This is a genomic window from Roseobacter insulae (assembly GCF_019375555.1).
Lineage (GTDB): Bacteria > Pseudomonadota > Alphaproteobacteria > Rhodobacterales > Rhodobacteraceae > Roseobacter > Roseobacter insulae.
Map to the genome: position 1 here is coordinate 858,060 of NZ_JAHXDN010000001.1, position 16,054 is coordinate 874,113.

Sequence of the window (16,054 nt, forward strand, 5' to 3'; positions counted from 1 at the left end):
TCTCTTATGAAAATCCGTAATTGCGCCATTGGTGCCGGTCTTGTGGTTGTAGCAGCCTGCGGTCGGATGGACCATCTTGGCAAGCCGCCGTCCTTTACGTCGCCAACAACGACCACTGAACACAACGCGATGATGGCACCGGGATTGCCGTTGCGTGCAGATGCGAAGGGGCCGACGGAACGGGCCTCCCTGTGGTCGGGCGCTCGTCAGTCGCTGTTGGGCGATCGCCGTGCCATTCAACAGGGCGATATTCTGACCGTGGTCATCGAAATTGATGAGGAGGCGGAGATATCGAACGCGACGGATCGGTCCCGATCCGGGTCTGAAAGTCTGGGTATCCCGGGATTGTTCGGTTTGCCGCAGCGCATTGATGAACGTCTTCCCGAGGGGGCGTCGACGTCTGAGGCCGTCTCCATCAATTCCAGCAGCAGTTCGTCAGGCGATGGATCTGTCAAACGCAACGAAAAGCTGACACTGCGGATCGCGGCGACAATCGTCGATGTTCTGCCCAATGGGGTTTTGTCCATTGCTGGCAGTCAGGAGTTGAGGGTCAACTTTGAAATGCGGGAATTGCTCGTGACAGGTTATGTGCGCCCCGAGGATATCTCGCGCCAAAACGAAATCACGTATGACAAGATTGCAACCGCCCGGGTTTCCTATGGCGGCAGGGGTCAGATTTCGGATGTCCAGCAGCCGAGAATTGGTCAGCAAGTCCTCGACAGCGTTCTGCCATTCTAGGAGCAAAATCACATGAAAAAGCTTCTCCCGATTATTATGCTCCTGGTTGGCTCAGGTGCCGGTGTTGGTGCGGGCATCTTCCTGCGACCGCCGCCAGTTGAACAAGAAGTCAGCCATGAAGAGCCGGCCGAAGCTGATCACAAGGAAGCAAAAGACGCGACCAAAAAGAATGATAAAGCGCATGGTGATGAGCATGCGGGCGATGAACCGGCAGACGGAATGGAATATATCCGTCTGCCCAACCAATTTGTCGTTCCGCTGGTTGCACAAGAGCGCGTGTCCGCCCTGGTCGTGATGTCCCTCAGCGTCGAGGTGGTGCAGGGGTACGGGGAAGATGTTCTGGACAAGGAGCCGAAGCTGAGAGATGAGATTCTGCGCGTGCTGTTCGATCATGCCAGTGTCGGCGGCTTTAATGGCGAATTTACCAACACCAGCAACCTCGATGCGGTGCGGCGCAATCTCCGCAAAGTCGCCCAGAACGTGATGGGTGAGGATATCGTAAACGATGTGCTCATATTCGAGATTGCACGCCAGGACTACTAACAGCCCTGGCACAACCGGTGGAAAAACCGGTTGGTCATTGACCCTTGGCGATCAGGCTGGATGAGCGTGATGAAGCCGCTGGTCAAGCACCGGTAGGTTGGCGTCGAAGAAGCATCCCCCGCTTCATACAAGGTTGCATGGTTGGGGGTGCCTAGCGGATTACCGACAGGGCGATGGCTTGCGCCAACTGAGCAGTTTGCCTTTGTCGGCGTTGCTCCTTGTCAGATTTTGCCATGAGCTCTTCCGTTGCCAGGACTTTGCCATAGGCTTGCTGAACCTGTCGTACGTGCTGTTCTTTCTCGGCCAGCACAAGCGCCAGCTGCATGTTGAGTGATGTCCTCGCTTTTCCCAGCCATGCCTTCCAAATGACATCCCCTCCAATCGCGCGCATATCCGAGGCTGTTTCACTCTCTGACGCACGTCCTTGAGCTTCCAGTTTTTGTAAATCGTTCCGAAGCGCAGCTTCTCTGGAGAGCAAGGATTGAAAGGCTTGTTGCCGGACCTGGTACTTCGCTTCAACCAACCCATGCAAGAGTTTCAGGTCATCGTGTTTCAAAATGGTCGCGCCTTTGCTTTCCTGCGCATCGCTTCCGCAAACCTGATCGCGGCTGCAACTGCGCGGTAATGATCCGGGGCAATCTGGTCTCCGATCTCGGTTGTGGCATGAAGGGCGCGCGCTGTTGGTGGATCGCTGTGAATTGGAACTGCGTTCTCCGTCGCGATCTCCCTTATCCGCATTGCGATCTCATCGACGCCCTTGGCGACACATATGGGAGCTTGCCCGGGTTTTCTTTCCCATTTCAGTGCAACCGCATAATGCGTCGGGTTTACAATAATCACATCCGCTGTTGGTACATCGGCCATCATTTGAGCACCTGCAATGGCATGGGCACGCTGACGCCGCTCCTGCTTCATGTGCGGATCGCCTTCACTGTTCTTGGTTTCGTCCATGATTTCTTTGCGGGTCATCATGTTTTTACGAAGATGCTCGAAGTGCTGCCAGATTGCATCGATAACCCCGATAATGCCGGATACGATGACAACCACCAACAGAAACGAAAGGCAGATTTCAGCAAGAAGAACGACGACGATCCGAGGGTTGGTCTGCAACACGGCAACCATCTCTTCCAGGCGCGCATTGATAAAAAGAGCAAGACAGGCTGAGTAGATGAGCAACTTGGCGAAACTGATCGAGAACTGGAAAAGCCCGGTTCGTCCGAACTTGTTTTTGGCGTTTGCGATGATGGAGATTTTCGAAAGTTTCGGAGCGACTTTGGTCGGCGCAAAAACAATTCCCTTGAGTGCGATAAGGCAAAGCAGAACCGCAAGCGCGGGCAGAACAAAGATCGGGAACAGGGATGTTACCACGCTGCGCAGCAAACCCTGTGTTGGCGCACTGGCAGACCCGTTGAAAAAGAGGGGAGCGAGTTGGGCAGACTGATCGATCAACACCATCATCGACGTGCCCACCCCGATCAGCCCACCGCTGCCGGCGGCAACAAATGCCAGCAGCAAACCGGCATAGGCCGCAGCTGTCAGAACCTCTGTCGAGCGCGCGATCTCACCTTTTTTGCGCGCCTCGAGGAGTTTTTGAGGCGTGGCATCATATGTCTTGTCACTTTGATCTGATGTGTCGCTCATCGGGTGGGCCCAAACGGATTTTGCAAAAACCCATCCATCGCATCCAGCCAAACGGACAGAATCAAGGGGGATGCCATGAGGAGCAGGAACAATCCACCGGCTGTGATCACGGGTGCACCCACAAATGCGACCATCAACTGCGGCATGGCTTTATTTATTGCACCCAGCGCCACATTGTAGAGAACTGACAAAATGACAAATGGCGCTGCCAATGTGAATGCAAGCGTGAATGCCCGTCCGACCTGTGCCACGCCCCATTCGGACAGAACTGACCCGTCGGTGAACCGGCCAATGGGCAAAAATTCGTAGGACAAGATAATCATTTCTGCGGCTTTGACGTGTAACCCTGTCATGACCGCCAGGGCCAGACCGCCGACGATCAGAACGTAGCCCATCGCGGGCATGGGATCGACCCCGGCGCCTCCGAAAACCTGCGAGAGCGATGTCGAGTGTGCGGCAATCGTGCCCGCGGTCTGAAGGGCAAGGACGAACAGGCGGATCCCGATCCCCAATGCAAGCCCCGCAAGAATTTCGGTGAGAGACAGCAGTACGAGATCACCAAGATCCTCAGGCGCTTGGACTGTTGCCACGGCGGGTGCCACGGCGACTGTAAACGCCATGGCTACCACCAGTTTTATCCGGGCGGGCACGGATTGCTCGCCAAATGCAGGTAGCAGGGAGGCCAATGCCGCGACGCGCAAGAACACCGCGAAACCGTGCCAGATCGCTTCGTTCAAAAAAGGCAACAGTTGCGCGATGGCTGTCATGCCGCGACAACCCCTACAAGCGCAGGCCGCGCATCCAGCCCGATCTCCTCAAAAGACAAAACAGGGTTGGAAATACCCTTGGCGCGCATGACCGTACGCAAGAACCGACGTCGGCGGGTGTTCGTCACGATTGCGGCGTTGATCCCGTTTTGGCTGGCGGATTGCAGCTTTTCGGAGACGTTTTCTGCCAGTTGATTGAACAGGTCGGGTGGTAGCGCGATGTCGAGGCCACGATCCGCCTCGATCTGATAGGTGTTGAAAGTGTCCTCCCATTCCGGGGCCAATTGAACCAGCGGCAGCGTGCCGTCTTCGCGCTTCAATTCTGCAATGAGTTGGAACCCCAATCGTTGCCGAACATGTTCGCAGATTGCTTCAGGCTGTGCATTTTGCACACGCGCTTCGGCCGTGGCTTCCAGAATTAGTGGCAAGTTCCTGATGGAAACCTGCTCGTCCAACAACAATCGCAAGACAGCGTGCAACACATCAATTGGCACCTTGTCGGGTATCATCTCGTCCAGCAGTTTTCTATTCGCCTCGGCGCGTGTTGGATCGGAGATATTTGTCATTTCCGAGAGCAATCGACGCAGCGATTTCAGCGACAGCAACCTGCTGAAGTTGCGCTTCACCGTTTCCAACAGATGGGTTGCGAGGATTTCGGCTGGCGTGACGAGCGTCAACCCATCCAACGCAGCTTTTTCGTGATCGCGATTGTTGATCCACCGGGCGGGAGCCCCGTACACCGGTTCGGTCGTGTCTGTCCCGTTCGGAGCCGATGTTGACCCCTCCGGAATCAGCGCGAGAATTTGATCCGGGTTCAGCTGCGCGCGCGCTTGTTCAACACCCTGAATGCGCAAGACATAGGTTCCGACTTCAAGGGCAGGGTTATCCGTCAGGCGGATTTCCGGAAGGATCAGGCCGAATACGGAAGCAACATGCGTGCGCATGTTGGAAATCCGCGCATCCAGCCCTGTGCCCGGATCCAGTACCATATTCACCAAATCCGGAGCGAATTCGACATGGATGTCGTCGAGTTCGAGGATATCCCCCAGGGGTTTGTCTTTGGGCAGTTGTTCCTCCGCTGTGTCAGCGTCCGGTGTCTGCTGTGTCGATCGGGCCTGACGGTGCAGCCAATATGCAGCGGTACCCAGGCATGCACCTCCGAAGATAAAGGGCGCAAAAGGCAGGCCGGGGAACAGTGCGAACAGAACCATCAAAACTGCAACCGTTGCGATTGCCGACGGGTGTTTGCCAAGCTGGCTGAAAACCGCCAGATCGGTGGCCCCTTGTGCTCCGCCACGTGCGAGCAGCAGGGCCGAGGCAATTGAAATCACAACGGCCGGAATTTGCGATACCAAGCCGTCTCCAACCGTCAAAATAGCATATGTTTCAAAGGCCTGGCCTATGGGCATTCCATGAACGGCAATACCCATGACCAAACCGGCCACAAGATTCAACAGAGTGATGAGCAGACCCGCAACCGCATCGCCTTTCACGAATTTCGAGGCACCGTCAAGCGATCCGAAAAAAGTTGTTTCCTGCTGTTCTCGCTCACGTCTCTCGCGCGCTTCGGCATGGGTTATCGCACCGGCGGACATGTCGCTGTCAATTGCAAGCTGTTTGCCTGGCATTCCATCCAACGCGAACCGCGCGCCAACTTCCGCCATCCGGGTCGCGCCTTTCGTGATCACCATGAAGTTCACGATCAGGAGAACGCAAAATACAACGAGGCCGAGGAAGACACTTCCGCCCATCACAAACTGAGCAAACCCTTCAATGACATCGCCTGCAGCATCCGTGCCGGTATGACCCTGTCCGATAATCAACTTGGTGGACGACACGTTCAGTGAGAGCCGCAACATCAGTGAGGCCAGCAAAATTGTCGGAAACGCAGAGAAGTCCAAAGGCCTTTCAATGAATAACGTGACCGTGAATATAAGGATTGCCAGTGCGAAAGATGCAGCCAGGCCGACATCCAAGACCCAGGCTGGCATAGGCAAAATCATCATGACGATCACCGCCATCAATGCGACGGCGAGCAGTATCGTAGGGTTAAAGAGAGCCTTGGCGGAAAGATTTTGCACGTTCAGTTTTTCCCTGTGTTTTGTATCAGGCTGGCGACACCCGAATTGGCGCTCAGAGGAACTAACGATCCTGGAAGCGGTCGCGCGCCGGAGTTCTGCAAAAGCGGAAACCGATTTTGCTTCCGGCGTGACCAGTTGATTGCGCGCCGCTGCAGATCGGGAACTGACATACTCGCGAAGATTTCATTAAACCGTTTTTGATAACGCGTCGCATGCTCCGGAGTTCTCGAGTGGAAGGCACCGACGGCAGCGGTCCAATTGCCTTTTTCCTTATACAAGTCTGAAAGAAATTGAGCCGCGTATTGTGCGTTGTTAAACGGGTCGAACATCTCGGCAACCGAACCAAATGCATTGCCATGCCAGCGGTAGTTCAACTGAAAACAGCCGACATCGATGTTGTTTTTGCCTGTGGACAGATGATCACGAACATATCTTTCCGCATCCTGCCTCGTGTCCGGCCAAAGCCCTTTTCCCGCAACATTAATTGCCCATGGCCAAGGGCTTAGGCGCCCTCGCTGCGATCGCCCGGTTTCTGTTCGGGTCACCGCTTTCAGTACTGCGAGCGGAACACCTGTTTCCTGAGCCGCTGAATATGCCGCCCTGTCACACAAGTTGCTGGTTGCTGCGTAGCCGTGACTCGCCAACGCCAACAAGAACGTCAGTAGGAGGTGCAGCCGAAACCGTACCGTTATTTGCGGTCTAATTGTGAGCATTCTGCATCCTTGACGACTGCTTTTTGCAGCTGCCTCAAGGTACGCAACCAAGGTTTATTTTTGGTAACTTCTGGCAGTACCCAAAGCGGGAAAGAGATCACTGTTCCGCGAGAGAAACCGGGAGGCTCTGCAAAAGGTTTGTCAGAACACCTCTTGCCGCAGCGCTTTGCTCCAACGCAGATTCAGAGCGAGATAGCATGCCGGCCTCAGTGGGTATTTGAGAGACTTCGGAAGAAGCCAACGAACTGACATCCTGCAACTGCGGTGCAAACCTGCGCGTCAGCTCTACCCAATCGTCAGACAGCCACGCGGACTGTGCGGCCATCTGGGGAAGATTCGCAGACTGGAACAACAGCGATGCGGCCTGGTTTTGACCAAGAGCCAAAAGTGCTGCTGCACGGGTCTTGTCCGCCGTTTCACCTTCAACGCCATTAAGGGTTGTGATCGCCTCATCAGGGCGCATCAGGTCCATCTGAATTTGTGAAAGAAGTATCTTGAATGCGTCGCCCCGATACGTCCTCGGCGTTGCTTTGAGAGTGGTTTCAGCATTGTCGGCAAAACCGAGATTTCGTAACCTCGCCGCCGTGGCGAGGAGCGTTTCTGGTTCCAAACTTTGTGCCTCGGCTGGAAACTCCGAAAAGAACAATTCCAAAAACTGAATCTCATCTGCTGATTTAACCAGCTCATAAAAAACACGCGAATAGAGCTCTGAAAGCCGATCAGGATCACCTTGCAGATCGGACTTGTCGATTGCGGTAAACGCCTTGACGAACTGCTTTGACTTCGCGGATGCAATGATATGAGCACGAGCTAATTCTCGCCCCAACTCGCCATCACGGTTCTCAAATGCAAAGGACTCGATCAAAAGCGCAATGTCGGCCGAAATGTCGGTATCGTCTTCCAGTGCATTCTCAACCAACTCGATGAGAGCACCGGGCGTTTCCCTTGTATTTCCCTGAATGACTTCATCAAGCAGCTCGTCGGCGGCGGAGCTATTGCCACGTTCATTTTCAATTTTTGCCCTCGCAAGGCCGGTACTTCCCCTTGGTTCGTAGCCGCCTAATTCTATGGTCCGCAACGCCATGGTGGCCGCTTCCAAATTCCCACTTTCGATAAGCCGGTCACTCACGATCGGAGCCAAGAATTCGCGAAGATGCATCGGCAGTGCCGCAAGCGCACGCAGAGCAGCTTTTTCATTGACCTGTTGTTCTTCCGGTAACTGATTCGCTGCCAGTATTCCCCAGAGCGCCAGATCCGAGTCGCAATCAGAGTACCGGTGAACAAAACGCGGGTTCCTCGCATGTTCATATTCCATGATGTCCGCTAAATCCATTAGCCCTGGATTTTCCTGCATCAGGACATCCGACAATCGCAAAATCTGCTTCGCTTCAACGCCAAATCCGAAAAAAAGATATAGTTGCGCAAGATCCTTTGCCTCGCGCGGTTCCAAACGCCCAAGTTCATCATACAAGGCAGCTCTCTTCTTCGCAATTTGGTGAACGAATGGTTCCTCAGTGCCCCACTCCATGACGTCAAATTCACTTGGGTCAGCACAGAGTGCGCCTGATGTCATAAGGTCAATCGGGTCGGCCGAATTAGGTGTATCGCGGCTATTGGTAACCCTTATGTTGCCGGAATTGGGCATCAACGCCTCTGTCGCTTCCGTTGATGAATCGAACACATCGGCCAGTTGTGCAGGTACATTGATGTCGGCAACTTCACCGATACTTGGCGTCGCCGCTTGTAGAATTCCACGCGAGGCGGCATCACTTATCCCTCGCAAAAGCCTGTCTCGTGTTTCCTCCACAAGTGCCGCTTGTTGTTCGGAAATCGCTTGATCATCTGCCGTGTCGGCAATTTCGATGTCCGTTTTTGCCTGGTCGTCGGATTCAGTCTGTTGAGGCGTCGCGACGGGCGGGGACCAAAGCAAGTCGCCGTAGTTAAAGCGTGATCGTGGCGCATCCTGCAGGACTATCGGCTTTTCCGTAAGCGCCTGCGGCGGCAGCGGGGGGCCGTCCTGGATATCGACAACCAGATACTCTCCCTGCTCCAAAAAGGTTTTGACCGCGCAATCACAAGTCAGTTCGAGATCAATGCGGGACGCAGATGACAAAATGTCACTTAAATATGTATCTGAAATAATGGAGAATGTTTGACTGGTATCAAATCCGTCAGAGTGACCGGAAAAAATGATTGACTGTCGTCCGACATCGCTTTCGGCGCGCCACTCCACGTCGGGAGGCAATTGCATGACCAACCTGGTGAAACCATCGTGATCACCCGACCTCACAACAATTGGCTCGGCCCATGCTATTGATGCAGTGCTCAGCCAGGCGCACACCAGTAATTTTTTCATGCAGCACCTTGCTTGACGGACTTCAGAGCTTCCTCCAACTCAGAGAAACTTGGCCGACAGTGCGACGGGGTGTTCTGGCGCCCGACTTCGATGCAGATATTGGTGGCATGGGCATGGAGGTTTGCCACGAGCACCTCTCGGATCAACTGGTAGAAGTGACCGTCTTCTTCGGTCACCATTTTCACCTTTGCCGCGAAGGGGCCAACCAGCCCATATGCCAGAAAGACGCCCAGAAAGGTTCCTACCAAGGCACCACCAATCAATTTGCCCAGAACTTCCGGAGGCTGATCTATTGAAGCCATTGTTTTGATGATGCCCAAGACCGCGGCAACAATGCCAAGCGCCGGCAGACCATCGGCAACTGTTTGAAGGGCGTGGCTGGAGTGCATGGCGTGATGCATATTGGCTTCCATCCGCTTCTCAAGCACTTCTTCAACCTGATGGGGATCGTCGTAATTCATTGAAGCTGACCGCATCGTGTCACAAATCAACGCGATGGCCTCGCTGTCCTTCAGAATCTTGGGATACTTGGAAAAAATCGCCGATTCCTCAGGAGCTTCAATGTGCTCTTCGATCGCAACCGGGTTTTGACGCGCAAGCCGGATCAGTTCGAAGAGCAGGCAAAGCAAGTCTCGGTAGTCGGAATGGGCCCACTTCGGACCTTTAAACACCCGTCCCATGTCCCGGGCAGTTTGCTTGATGGCGGACATATCGTTGCTGATGAGAAAAGCACCAATCGCGGCGCCGCCGATCATTGTCAGTTCGAACGGCAGTGCTTTGAAAATGATCCCCATCTTGCCCCCGGCGGCCAGGTAGCCGCCGAATACCATGACAAAAATGGTAATAATGCCAATGATTCCGATCATGTCGTTCCCCGATCCAGATTACAAATGCACCATTGCAAAAGGAGGTTAAGAAAGCCTCATCGGCGGCTACCCTTTTGGAACATCGGCGTTGCGACCGGCGAGAATCACGCTGATCGAGTAGGCGACCTGGGGCGATAATCCCGCCATGATGCCTGCAGCGGCATTAGGTCTCATCCGGCCCAGAAAACCCGCAGCAAATGCCGGCTCCATTTCCTCGAAAAGAGGAGCCGCATCTTTCGGCTTCATGTTTTCATAAACGGAGGTCAGGCGCGTCAGATCGTCTTCCGCAGCTGTATTGGCCAAGGCCAGCATGCTTCTCAGGGATTCCTCAGCATCCTGCAAGACCGTCAGGCGGCGCTCGATTTGTTCGTCGGCGACCGACAGGGCTTTCATTCTCATGTCGATCTGTTGCTCACGTTCTTTCAGGCGTTTCTCGCGCTCCTGAAAGGCAACCAGCATCTGTGACATTTCCGCCTTGTCCACTTCGGGCGCTGTCTTTGTCTCTGTCGTGGTCTCCGGCGTTTCCTGTGCAGCCGCCAACGGGTTTTCGGTGGCAAAGGCCTGCCCCGTGCCGGACCCGACGCGCACCGCTGCAGATGCCATTAAGAGACCGGCTATCAACAGGATGGACCCTCTGCCATGTCGACCGTTGAACAAGGATCCAATCATCACTGGTGTGCCTCCGCGCCGCGGTGCCGAACGAACATCGGCTCACTGGGAGCCTGGGCGGCCTGCGGCTCGGAGCGGACAGCCTGCCTGTTGCTTTGGGGGACTTCGGGAATGTCATGCAGAGATGCCATTTGCAGCTCTAGCTTGCGCGACATTTCTTCGGCGCGCTGCGTAAGCTCTGTGAGCGTCTGCGCCGAATTCGCGGCGGTTGCCTGAGCGGATGACAGCGTTTTTGTCAAATCATCCACCTGCGCGGACAAGACTGCGACGGCACCTCCAACGCCCTTTTCGAGGTCATTGAAGCGGTTGAGACGCCGGCCCAGAACGAAGCAGTAAACTCCCGCGCCCACGGCGCCAGCTGTGAGCAATATGTCGGCAATAAGGTCCATTTCACCCTCCTTAATTCAGCACAAATTCCATGATGAGAAGATCGTTGACGCGGTCCGGTCCGGCGACGGCCTGTACACGGCGCAGCATCTGCGCGCGTAGACGGGTCAGGGATGACGGGTTCTCGATATCGCTTAGTTCGAGAGCGCGCAGGTAGCTGTTCAGAACATCGACCACGCGCGGCATTATCAACTCGACATCGTCAACATATTTCTTGGTGACTTCGAGCTCCGCGCGAAACCGGAGATGCTTCTGAACACTCCTGCTCGGCAGGGAAATTGTGATCGGTTCAATGGAGACGAACGCCACTTTCGGCAGCGCTTCCGGCGTCTCTTCCTCAACCGGCTCCGCGGCCGATTCGTTGTTTAAAATCAGGCCGGACCAGGTCGCATAGAATCCCCCTCCGCCGCCTGCCAGAAGCAGAACGAGCCCAATAATCAAAGGCATTTTCGATGATTTTTTGTCAGTTGACGGTTCAACGGTCGCTGCGTCTGCCATGTTATTCCCGCTTCCAGTTACGAAAAACGTTATAGACGCGATTGCACTAACCGATTGTTAAGCCAGATCGTTCATTGCTGTTGTCACCGCCGAACAGAACGTTTGGCTTGACGGAGGCGATTGTGCAGCAAGTACTGAATGCTTGGACGGGGATGAATATACGCCGTCAGATTATTGTTGTCGTAGCGACCGGCGCGATGTTCTTCGCGATTTTGGCGATGTCCAGAATGGCGTCTGCTCCCACAATGACACTCCTTTATGCGGGCTTGGAAAATGGCGCCGCAGGAGATGTCGTTCGGGCGCTGGAACAACGTGGTGCCGTATTCGAGGTGCGCGGTGGCTCCATATTCGTCGACGCCAAACAGCGTGATCAACTTCGAATGACCTTAGCCAGTGAAGGATTGCCGGCCAATTCGAATAGCGGCTACGAATTGTTGGATACGCTGTCAGGTTTTGGCACCACGTCGCAGATGTTTGATGCCGCGTATTGGCGCGCCAAGGAAGGCGAGCTTGCGCGCACCGTAGTCTCAAGCCCGCATATCGCGATGGCACGCGTGCACATCGCCAGCACGGGGTCCAATCCTTTTCAACGAGGCGTGACCCCCAAGGCATCAGTCGCCGTAACTCCAACCGGCGCCGCGATAACGCCCCAGCAGGCTAAAGCGATCCGCTTCCTGGTTTCTTCGGCGGTGGCGGGGCTGGCCGCTGAGGATGTCGCGGTGATTGACGCCAACGGAACGCTGATCGGCGCGACCGATGAAGCCGTGCCTGCCAATGGTGGAGACGACAAGGCGCAACTGTTGCGCGACAAAGTACAGCGGCTTCTGGAGGCGCGCGTCGGGTTCGGCAACGCCATCGTCGAGGTCAGCGTTGATACCGTGACAGAAAGTGAAGCGATCCGTGAAAGGATTTTTGACCCTGAGAGCCGTGTCGCGATCAGCACCGACACGGAGGAGCGTAACAACACGTCGAATGAGGCTGGTGGCGGCAACGTAACGGTCGCGTCCAACCTGCCGGATGAAGAAGGTGCCGGCGGTGAGAATTCGTCTTCCCAAAACAGCGAATCGCGTGAACGTGTGAACTACGAAGTATCTGAAACTGAACGTGAAATCGTGCGCAATCCGGGTGCCATCAAGCGGTTGACGGTCGCGGTTCTGGTGAACGAAGCAACAACCACGGCGGAAGATGGCGCGCAGACATTTGCGCCGCGTGATGAGGCTGAACTGAATGCGCTGAAGGATCTGGTTGCATCTGCCGTTGGCTTTGACGAAACCCGCGGCGACATCATTACGATCAAATCTATGGCGCTGCAGAACGTGCCCCCTGTTGGGACTGCGGCCGGGACCTCGCTTATCGATGGTCTCAATGTCGATCTGATGTCGGCGATTCAAATGGCGGTACTGGCGATGGTGACGCTTATTTTGGGTCTGTTTGTCGTACGGCCTCTTTTGATGAAACCAGCAGAGCTGCCAAATAACGATGTTCCCGCGCTCCCCGTAGGTGCCGACCCGCAAATGGAGGAGGCCGGTCTGACGGGCGAAGTGACTTCCGACGACTTCGATTTGCCAGAGCTCCCTATCATTTCGGGCTTTGGCGGCGGCGAGGGTGGGGAACTTCCCGACTTGCCGATGGCTGGCGGCGTTTCGGAAGATCCGGTTGATCGCCTGCGCAACATGATTGGCGAACGACAAGAAGAAACTGTCGAAATCCTGCGCAGTTGGCTGGAAGATAAAGAGGAGAGCGTCTGATGTCCCTGTCGCACAGATACCGAAATTTTGGCGGTGCCAAAGCCGACCCCGACGTACCCGGAGACGTCAGCGCAGATGGTTTGGAAGATGAAAAACTTGCAGCATTTGAAAAAGGCTACCAGGCCGGGTGGGATGACGCCGTCAAGGCGCAGGCGGATACAACAGCTAAAATCAGCGCTGATCTGGGACAAAACCTTCAGGACATGGCGTTTACCTACCATGAAGCGTTGTCAAAACTGACTGTCTCCATCGAGCCGATAATGGCCGAGATCGTCGAAAAGCTGCTGCCGGAGTTCGTCAAGAAGGCTCTGGGCGCTCATATCGTTGAACAAATCTGTCAGATGATCAAAGACAACGCGGAACAGCCTGTTGAAATCGTTGTCGCACCCGCAAACGTCGAAACAGTTCAAGAGCTCGCACAGGGAAAGATTTCATCGCCCTTCGAGATCGTTGCGGAGGCTTCGTTAGGGGATGGCCAGGCATTTGTCCGGATCGGTTCCGCAGAGCGGAGTGTTGATATTGATACAGTCATTGCCGGAATTTCCGAGGCGATGACCGCATTTTTCCACGAGGCCGATCAGGAGAATGAAAATGGATGAAACGAACGCTTCGAGAAGCCCGGCAATGGATCCTGCCAATCCCTTCACATCTGTTCCAATCGAAGTCAGTGTCTGTGTCGGCAAGGCGCGCCCCCTGATCAGAGAGTTGGTTTCGCTGGGAGAAAATGCTGTCCTTGCGCTCGACAAATCGGTGGACGATCCCGTGGAGCTTTATGTTGGTGACCGGTTGATCGCGCGCGGTATGCTCGAAGAACAAGAGGGCGAGCAACACGGCCAACTGGTTGTCAGGTTGACCGAAGTTGTCGATCTGCAGGCCGGCTTGTAATTAATTGTTTCCTTTTCGCATTCCTATTGGGGTCGCTCTGGCGCTCTTCGTACTTTTGCCGATGGGGGCAAATGCGCAGGAGTTATCGATTTCTCTTGGTGACGATGGATCGATAAGTGCGCGTACGATCCAACTGTTCGCTCTGATAACAGTGCTGAGCCTTGCGCCCGGTCTCGCGATCATGGTGACCTGCTTCCCGTTTATTGTGACCGTTCTCTCTATTCTCAGGCAGGCGATTGGGCTTCAGCAATCTCCTCCAAACATGTTGATTGTGAGCCTCGCACTTTTCCTGACATACTTCGTGATGGAGCCCGTTTTCACTGCGGCCTGGACCAACGGGATCGTTCCTCTGAACAATGAGGAAATCGACATAGAAGCAGCGTTTGTGCGTGTCCTTGAGCCGTTCAGAGTGTTCATGGCAGGCCGCTTGGACCCGGAAACCTTCTTTGCAATGGCCGAGCTTCGGCCCGATACGGTCAACGCGTCCCCAACACCAGATGCGCCTCTTTCCGTGCTGGTACCAAGTTTCCTCCTGTCGGAGATATCGAGAGCGTTCCAGATCGGATTCCTGATATTTCTGCCGTTCCTGATCATAGATCTGGTCGTCGCCGCGGTGCTCATGTCGATGGGCATGATGATGGTACCTCCGGTCATCGTGTCTCTGCCGTTTAAATTGGCATTTTTCGTAATCGCCGATGGCTGGAGCCTGATCGCAGGAAGCTTGGTGCGTAGCTATTTTTGAGGAGAAATGCGATACAGTTAAAGACAGTATTTGCTCCTTAACCAACTCACTGGAAAGAAACCACGCTTCCTTTGCAGACCAGCGTTGCGTGCTTGTGAACGAGCTTAAACAGCCGACAATGATGTAGGAGACTGCCAAGATCGCAGGAGCAGGATTGAACGCAGTCACACTTTGGGGGTCTTATCATGTTTGGAAAACAGCTTGAGGCTGCTCTGATTTGCCTCGCTGAACAAGGCTGCAAAGTGCCACATGGGGCAGTCGCAATCATCGAGCTACGCTAAATATCCGGTTTGACGTGTTTGATCCCTGCCGCGTAGAAGTCTGATTATTCGATTGAAGACAGACTACCTTATGGCCATTTCCCCCTTCTCGAATTTGTCTTGTCGCAACTCTTTCATATGCACTGGCTCTTGCAATCGTCTCGCTTCGTACTTTTCTGATCACACTTGATCTGACGCACATTGGGGGCGGCCGTATAGTCGGCAATGTGTCGAAGTTTGGCCTGCTTCCCGTTGCGGGACTTGACTGGAAGGCCGTTGGCAAGACGCCCTTTGGGTGCGGTTTTTCAACGTTCCGGTGTTATCGTGTCCAAGAGGAATGACGCCGTGGTCTGCACAACTTTGAACCCTGGAATGACTTAATTCTTGTGGGTTTTCTAAATGATGACAGTAGTGATCATTGCAGCGCGCTGATGGAGAAGGAGTGTTGCACAGTTAATGGAGCCTTGCGCCGGTCATGTTGTGATTATCTTCGTAGTCATTGCGTCGTTATCGCCCGATCCCGGTAGTTACAATTTGACATCGCTTGGACCGGCTACAACTTGGGTCAGGTTCTTCCGATCGCGAAAAGTGCAATATCCGGCGCCGGCACGGTCAAATCGAAGCATCCAACCGTCATAAGGTCCGAATTGCAAACGACTGCCTATTCTATGTTCACGTTGTTGCGGACATTGTTGGTGACCTTGAGGATCAACTTGGTGGTTGGACAACTACAGCAAACGGTGAAGGTCGAATCCGGAGCCTTGACAACGATTTCAAAGGTTCAACTATTGAAGTTATCAAGTGGCAAGATTTGGTCAATGACGCGTGGATGCGTAATGAAGCAACTCTTCGTGCAGCGGGCTTATCGCGGACGAAACCGCTGCGAAGAGGAAGAAAATGACAAAACCCGACTCTTTCGAATTGGGGAAGTGCATTTTTTGCAAGAAAACTGCTGGGCCGCTTCGCAGTGTTGAGCACATCGGTCCTGAGTCCATGGGCAACATTTCTGGTCGGCGCGTCCTCCCCAAGGGCGCTGTTTGTGATCCCTGTAACAACTACTTTGCAACCAAAGTCGAAGGAGCTGAATTAATTCACAATTCCTTCCAAAATCTTCGTGCGAAATACATGGTGCCGACTAGTGTCAGGATACATTGATTTTC

Annotated in this window: 17 protein-coding genes; 7 read left to right on the top strand and 10 right to left on the bottom strand. The window is 54.3% G+C overall.

Features of this window, described 5'->3' with window-relative positions; all coding sequences use genetic code 11:
- Positions 1–6 precede the first annotated feature (6 nt).
- Together flgH and KX928_RS04180 are read left to right on the top strand one after the other, a co-directional pair.
- A complete protein-coding gene (gene flgH, locus KX928_RS04175; RefSeq protein ID WP_219499332.1) occupies positions 7–738 on the top strand; it encodes a flagellar basal body L-ring protein FlgH in 732 nt (243 codons plus the stop codon).
- A gap of 12 nt (positions 739–750) precedes the next feature.
- Positions 751–1,281: a flagellar basal body-associated FliL family protein gene (locus tag KX928_RS04180; protein ID WP_219499335.1), complete on the top strand. Its 531-nt coding sequence runs from the start codon at positions 751–753 to the stop codon at positions 1,279–1,281.
- A 151-nt stretch (positions 1,282–1,432) separates the two neighbouring features.
- On the opposite strand, the gene KX928_RS04185 is transcribed toward KX928_RS04180, so the two are convergent.
- The 10 genes from KX928_RS04185 to KX928_RS04230 all read right to left on the bottom strand — a co-directional run bounded on the left by KX928_RS04185 (position 1,433) and on the right by KX928_RS04230 (position 11,259).
- Positions 1,433–1,837 carry a hypothetical protein gene (locus KX928_RS04185; RefSeq protein WP_219499339.1) on the bottom strand — a complete coding sequence of 135 codons (405 nt, stop codon included), beginning with the start codon at positions 1,835–1,837 and terminating at the stop codon, positions 1,433–1,435.
- Complete coding sequence (flhB, locus tag KX928_RS04190) at positions 1,834–2,922, bottom strand: flagellar type III secretion system protein FlhB (RefSeq protein ID WP_219499340.1); 1,089 nt, start codon at positions 2,920–2,922, stop codon at positions 1,834–1,836. Before flhB ends, KX928_RS04185 begins: the two co-directional genes overlap by 4 nt.
- On the bottom strand, positions 2,919–3,689 hold the full coding sequence (locus KX928_RS04195; protein ID WP_219499342.1) for a flagellar biosynthetic protein FliR: 771 nt from the start codon (positions 3,687–3,689) through the stop codon (positions 2,919–2,921). The genes flhB and KX928_RS04195 overlap by 4 nt, the downstream gene beginning before the upstream one ends.
- Complete coding sequence (gene flhA, locus KX928_RS04200; RefSeq protein ID WP_257883590.1) at positions 3,686–5,710, bottom strand: flagellar biosynthesis protein FlhA; 2,025 nt, start codon at positions 5,708–5,710, stop codon at positions 3,686–3,688. Before flhA ends, KX928_RS04195 begins: the two co-directional genes overlap by 4 nt.
- A gap of 62 nt (positions 5,711–5,772) precedes the next feature.
- Positions 5,773–6,483 carry a transglycosylase SLT domain-containing protein gene (locus KX928_RS04205; protein WP_219499347.1) on the bottom strand — a complete coding sequence of 237 codons (711 nt, stop codon included), beginning with the start codon at positions 6,481–6,483 and terminating at the stop codon, positions 5,773–5,775.
- Between the two features lie 97 nt (positions 6,484–6,580).
- A complete protein-coding gene (locus KX928_RS04210; protein ID WP_219499349.1) occupies positions 6,581–8,839 on the bottom strand; it encodes a hypothetical protein in 2,259 nt (752 codons plus the stop codon).
- Entirely contained in the window at positions 8,836–9,705 is an 870-nt protein-coding gene (motA, locus tag KX928_RS04215; RefSeq protein ID WP_219499351.1) for a flagellar motor stator protein MotA, read from the bottom strand. Before motA ends, KX928_RS04210 begins: the two co-directional genes overlap by 4 nt.
- Positions 9,706–9,771: 66 nt before the next feature.
- Positions 9,772–10,188 (bottom strand): MotE family protein, encoded by a 417-nt coding sequence (locus KX928_RS04220; protein WP_257883508.1) that lies wholly within the window; start codon positions 10,186–10,188, stop codon positions 9,772–9,774.
- A 185-nt stretch (positions 10,189–10,373) separates the two neighbouring features.
- Positions 10,374–10,763, bottom strand: a complete 390-nt coding sequence (locus KX928_RS04225; RefSeq protein ID WP_219499353.1) for a DUF1664 domain-containing protein — start codon at positions 10,761–10,763, stop codon at positions 10,374–10,376.
- Positions 10,764–10,773: 10 nt separating this feature from the next.
- On the bottom strand, positions 10,774–11,259 hold the full coding sequence (locus KX928_RS04230; protein WP_219499355.1) for a flagellar basal body-associated FliL family protein: 486 nt from the start codon (positions 11,257–11,259) through the stop codon (positions 10,774–10,776).
- 122 nt (positions 11,260–11,381) lie between these two features.
- On the opposite strand from KX928_RS04230, the gene fliF reads away from it, so the two are divergent.
- From fliF to KX928_RS24315, 5 genes are all read left to right on the top strand, one after another.
- Positions 11,382–13,007 (top strand): flagellar basal-body MS-ring/collar protein FliF, encoded by a 1,626-nt coding sequence (fliF, locus tag KX928_RS04235; RefSeq protein ID WP_219499357.1) that lies wholly within the window; start codon positions 11,382–11,384, stop codon positions 13,005–13,007.
- 80 nt (positions 13,008–13,087) lie between these two features.
- Positions 13,088–13,606: a FliH/SctL family protein gene (locus KX928_RS04240; RefSeq protein WP_257883510.1), complete on the top strand. Its 519-nt coding sequence runs from the start codon at positions 13,088–13,090 to the stop codon at positions 13,604–13,606.
- Positions 13,599–13,892: a FliM/FliN family flagellar motor switch protein gene (locus KX928_RS04245; RefSeq protein WP_219499361.1), complete on the top strand. Its 294-nt coding sequence runs from the start codon at positions 13,599–13,601 to the stop codon at positions 13,890–13,892. The genes KX928_RS04240 and KX928_RS04245 overlap by 8 nt, the downstream gene beginning before the upstream one ends.
- 61 nt (positions 13,893–13,953) lie before the next feature.
- A complete protein-coding gene (gene fliP, locus KX928_RS04250; RefSeq protein ID WP_219500099.1) occupies positions 13,954–14,634 on the top strand; it encodes a flagellar type III secretion system pore protein FliP in 681 nt (226 codons plus the stop codon).
- Positions 14,635–15,791: 1,157 nt separating this feature from the next.
- Positions 15,792–16,049 carry an HNH endonuclease gene (locus tag KX928_RS24315; RefSeq protein ID WP_219499363.1) on the top strand — a complete coding sequence of 86 codons (258 nt, stop codon included), beginning with the start codon at positions 15,792–15,794 and terminating at the stop codon, positions 16,047–16,049.
- The last annotated feature ends 5 nt before the right edge of the window (positions 16,050–16,054 follow it).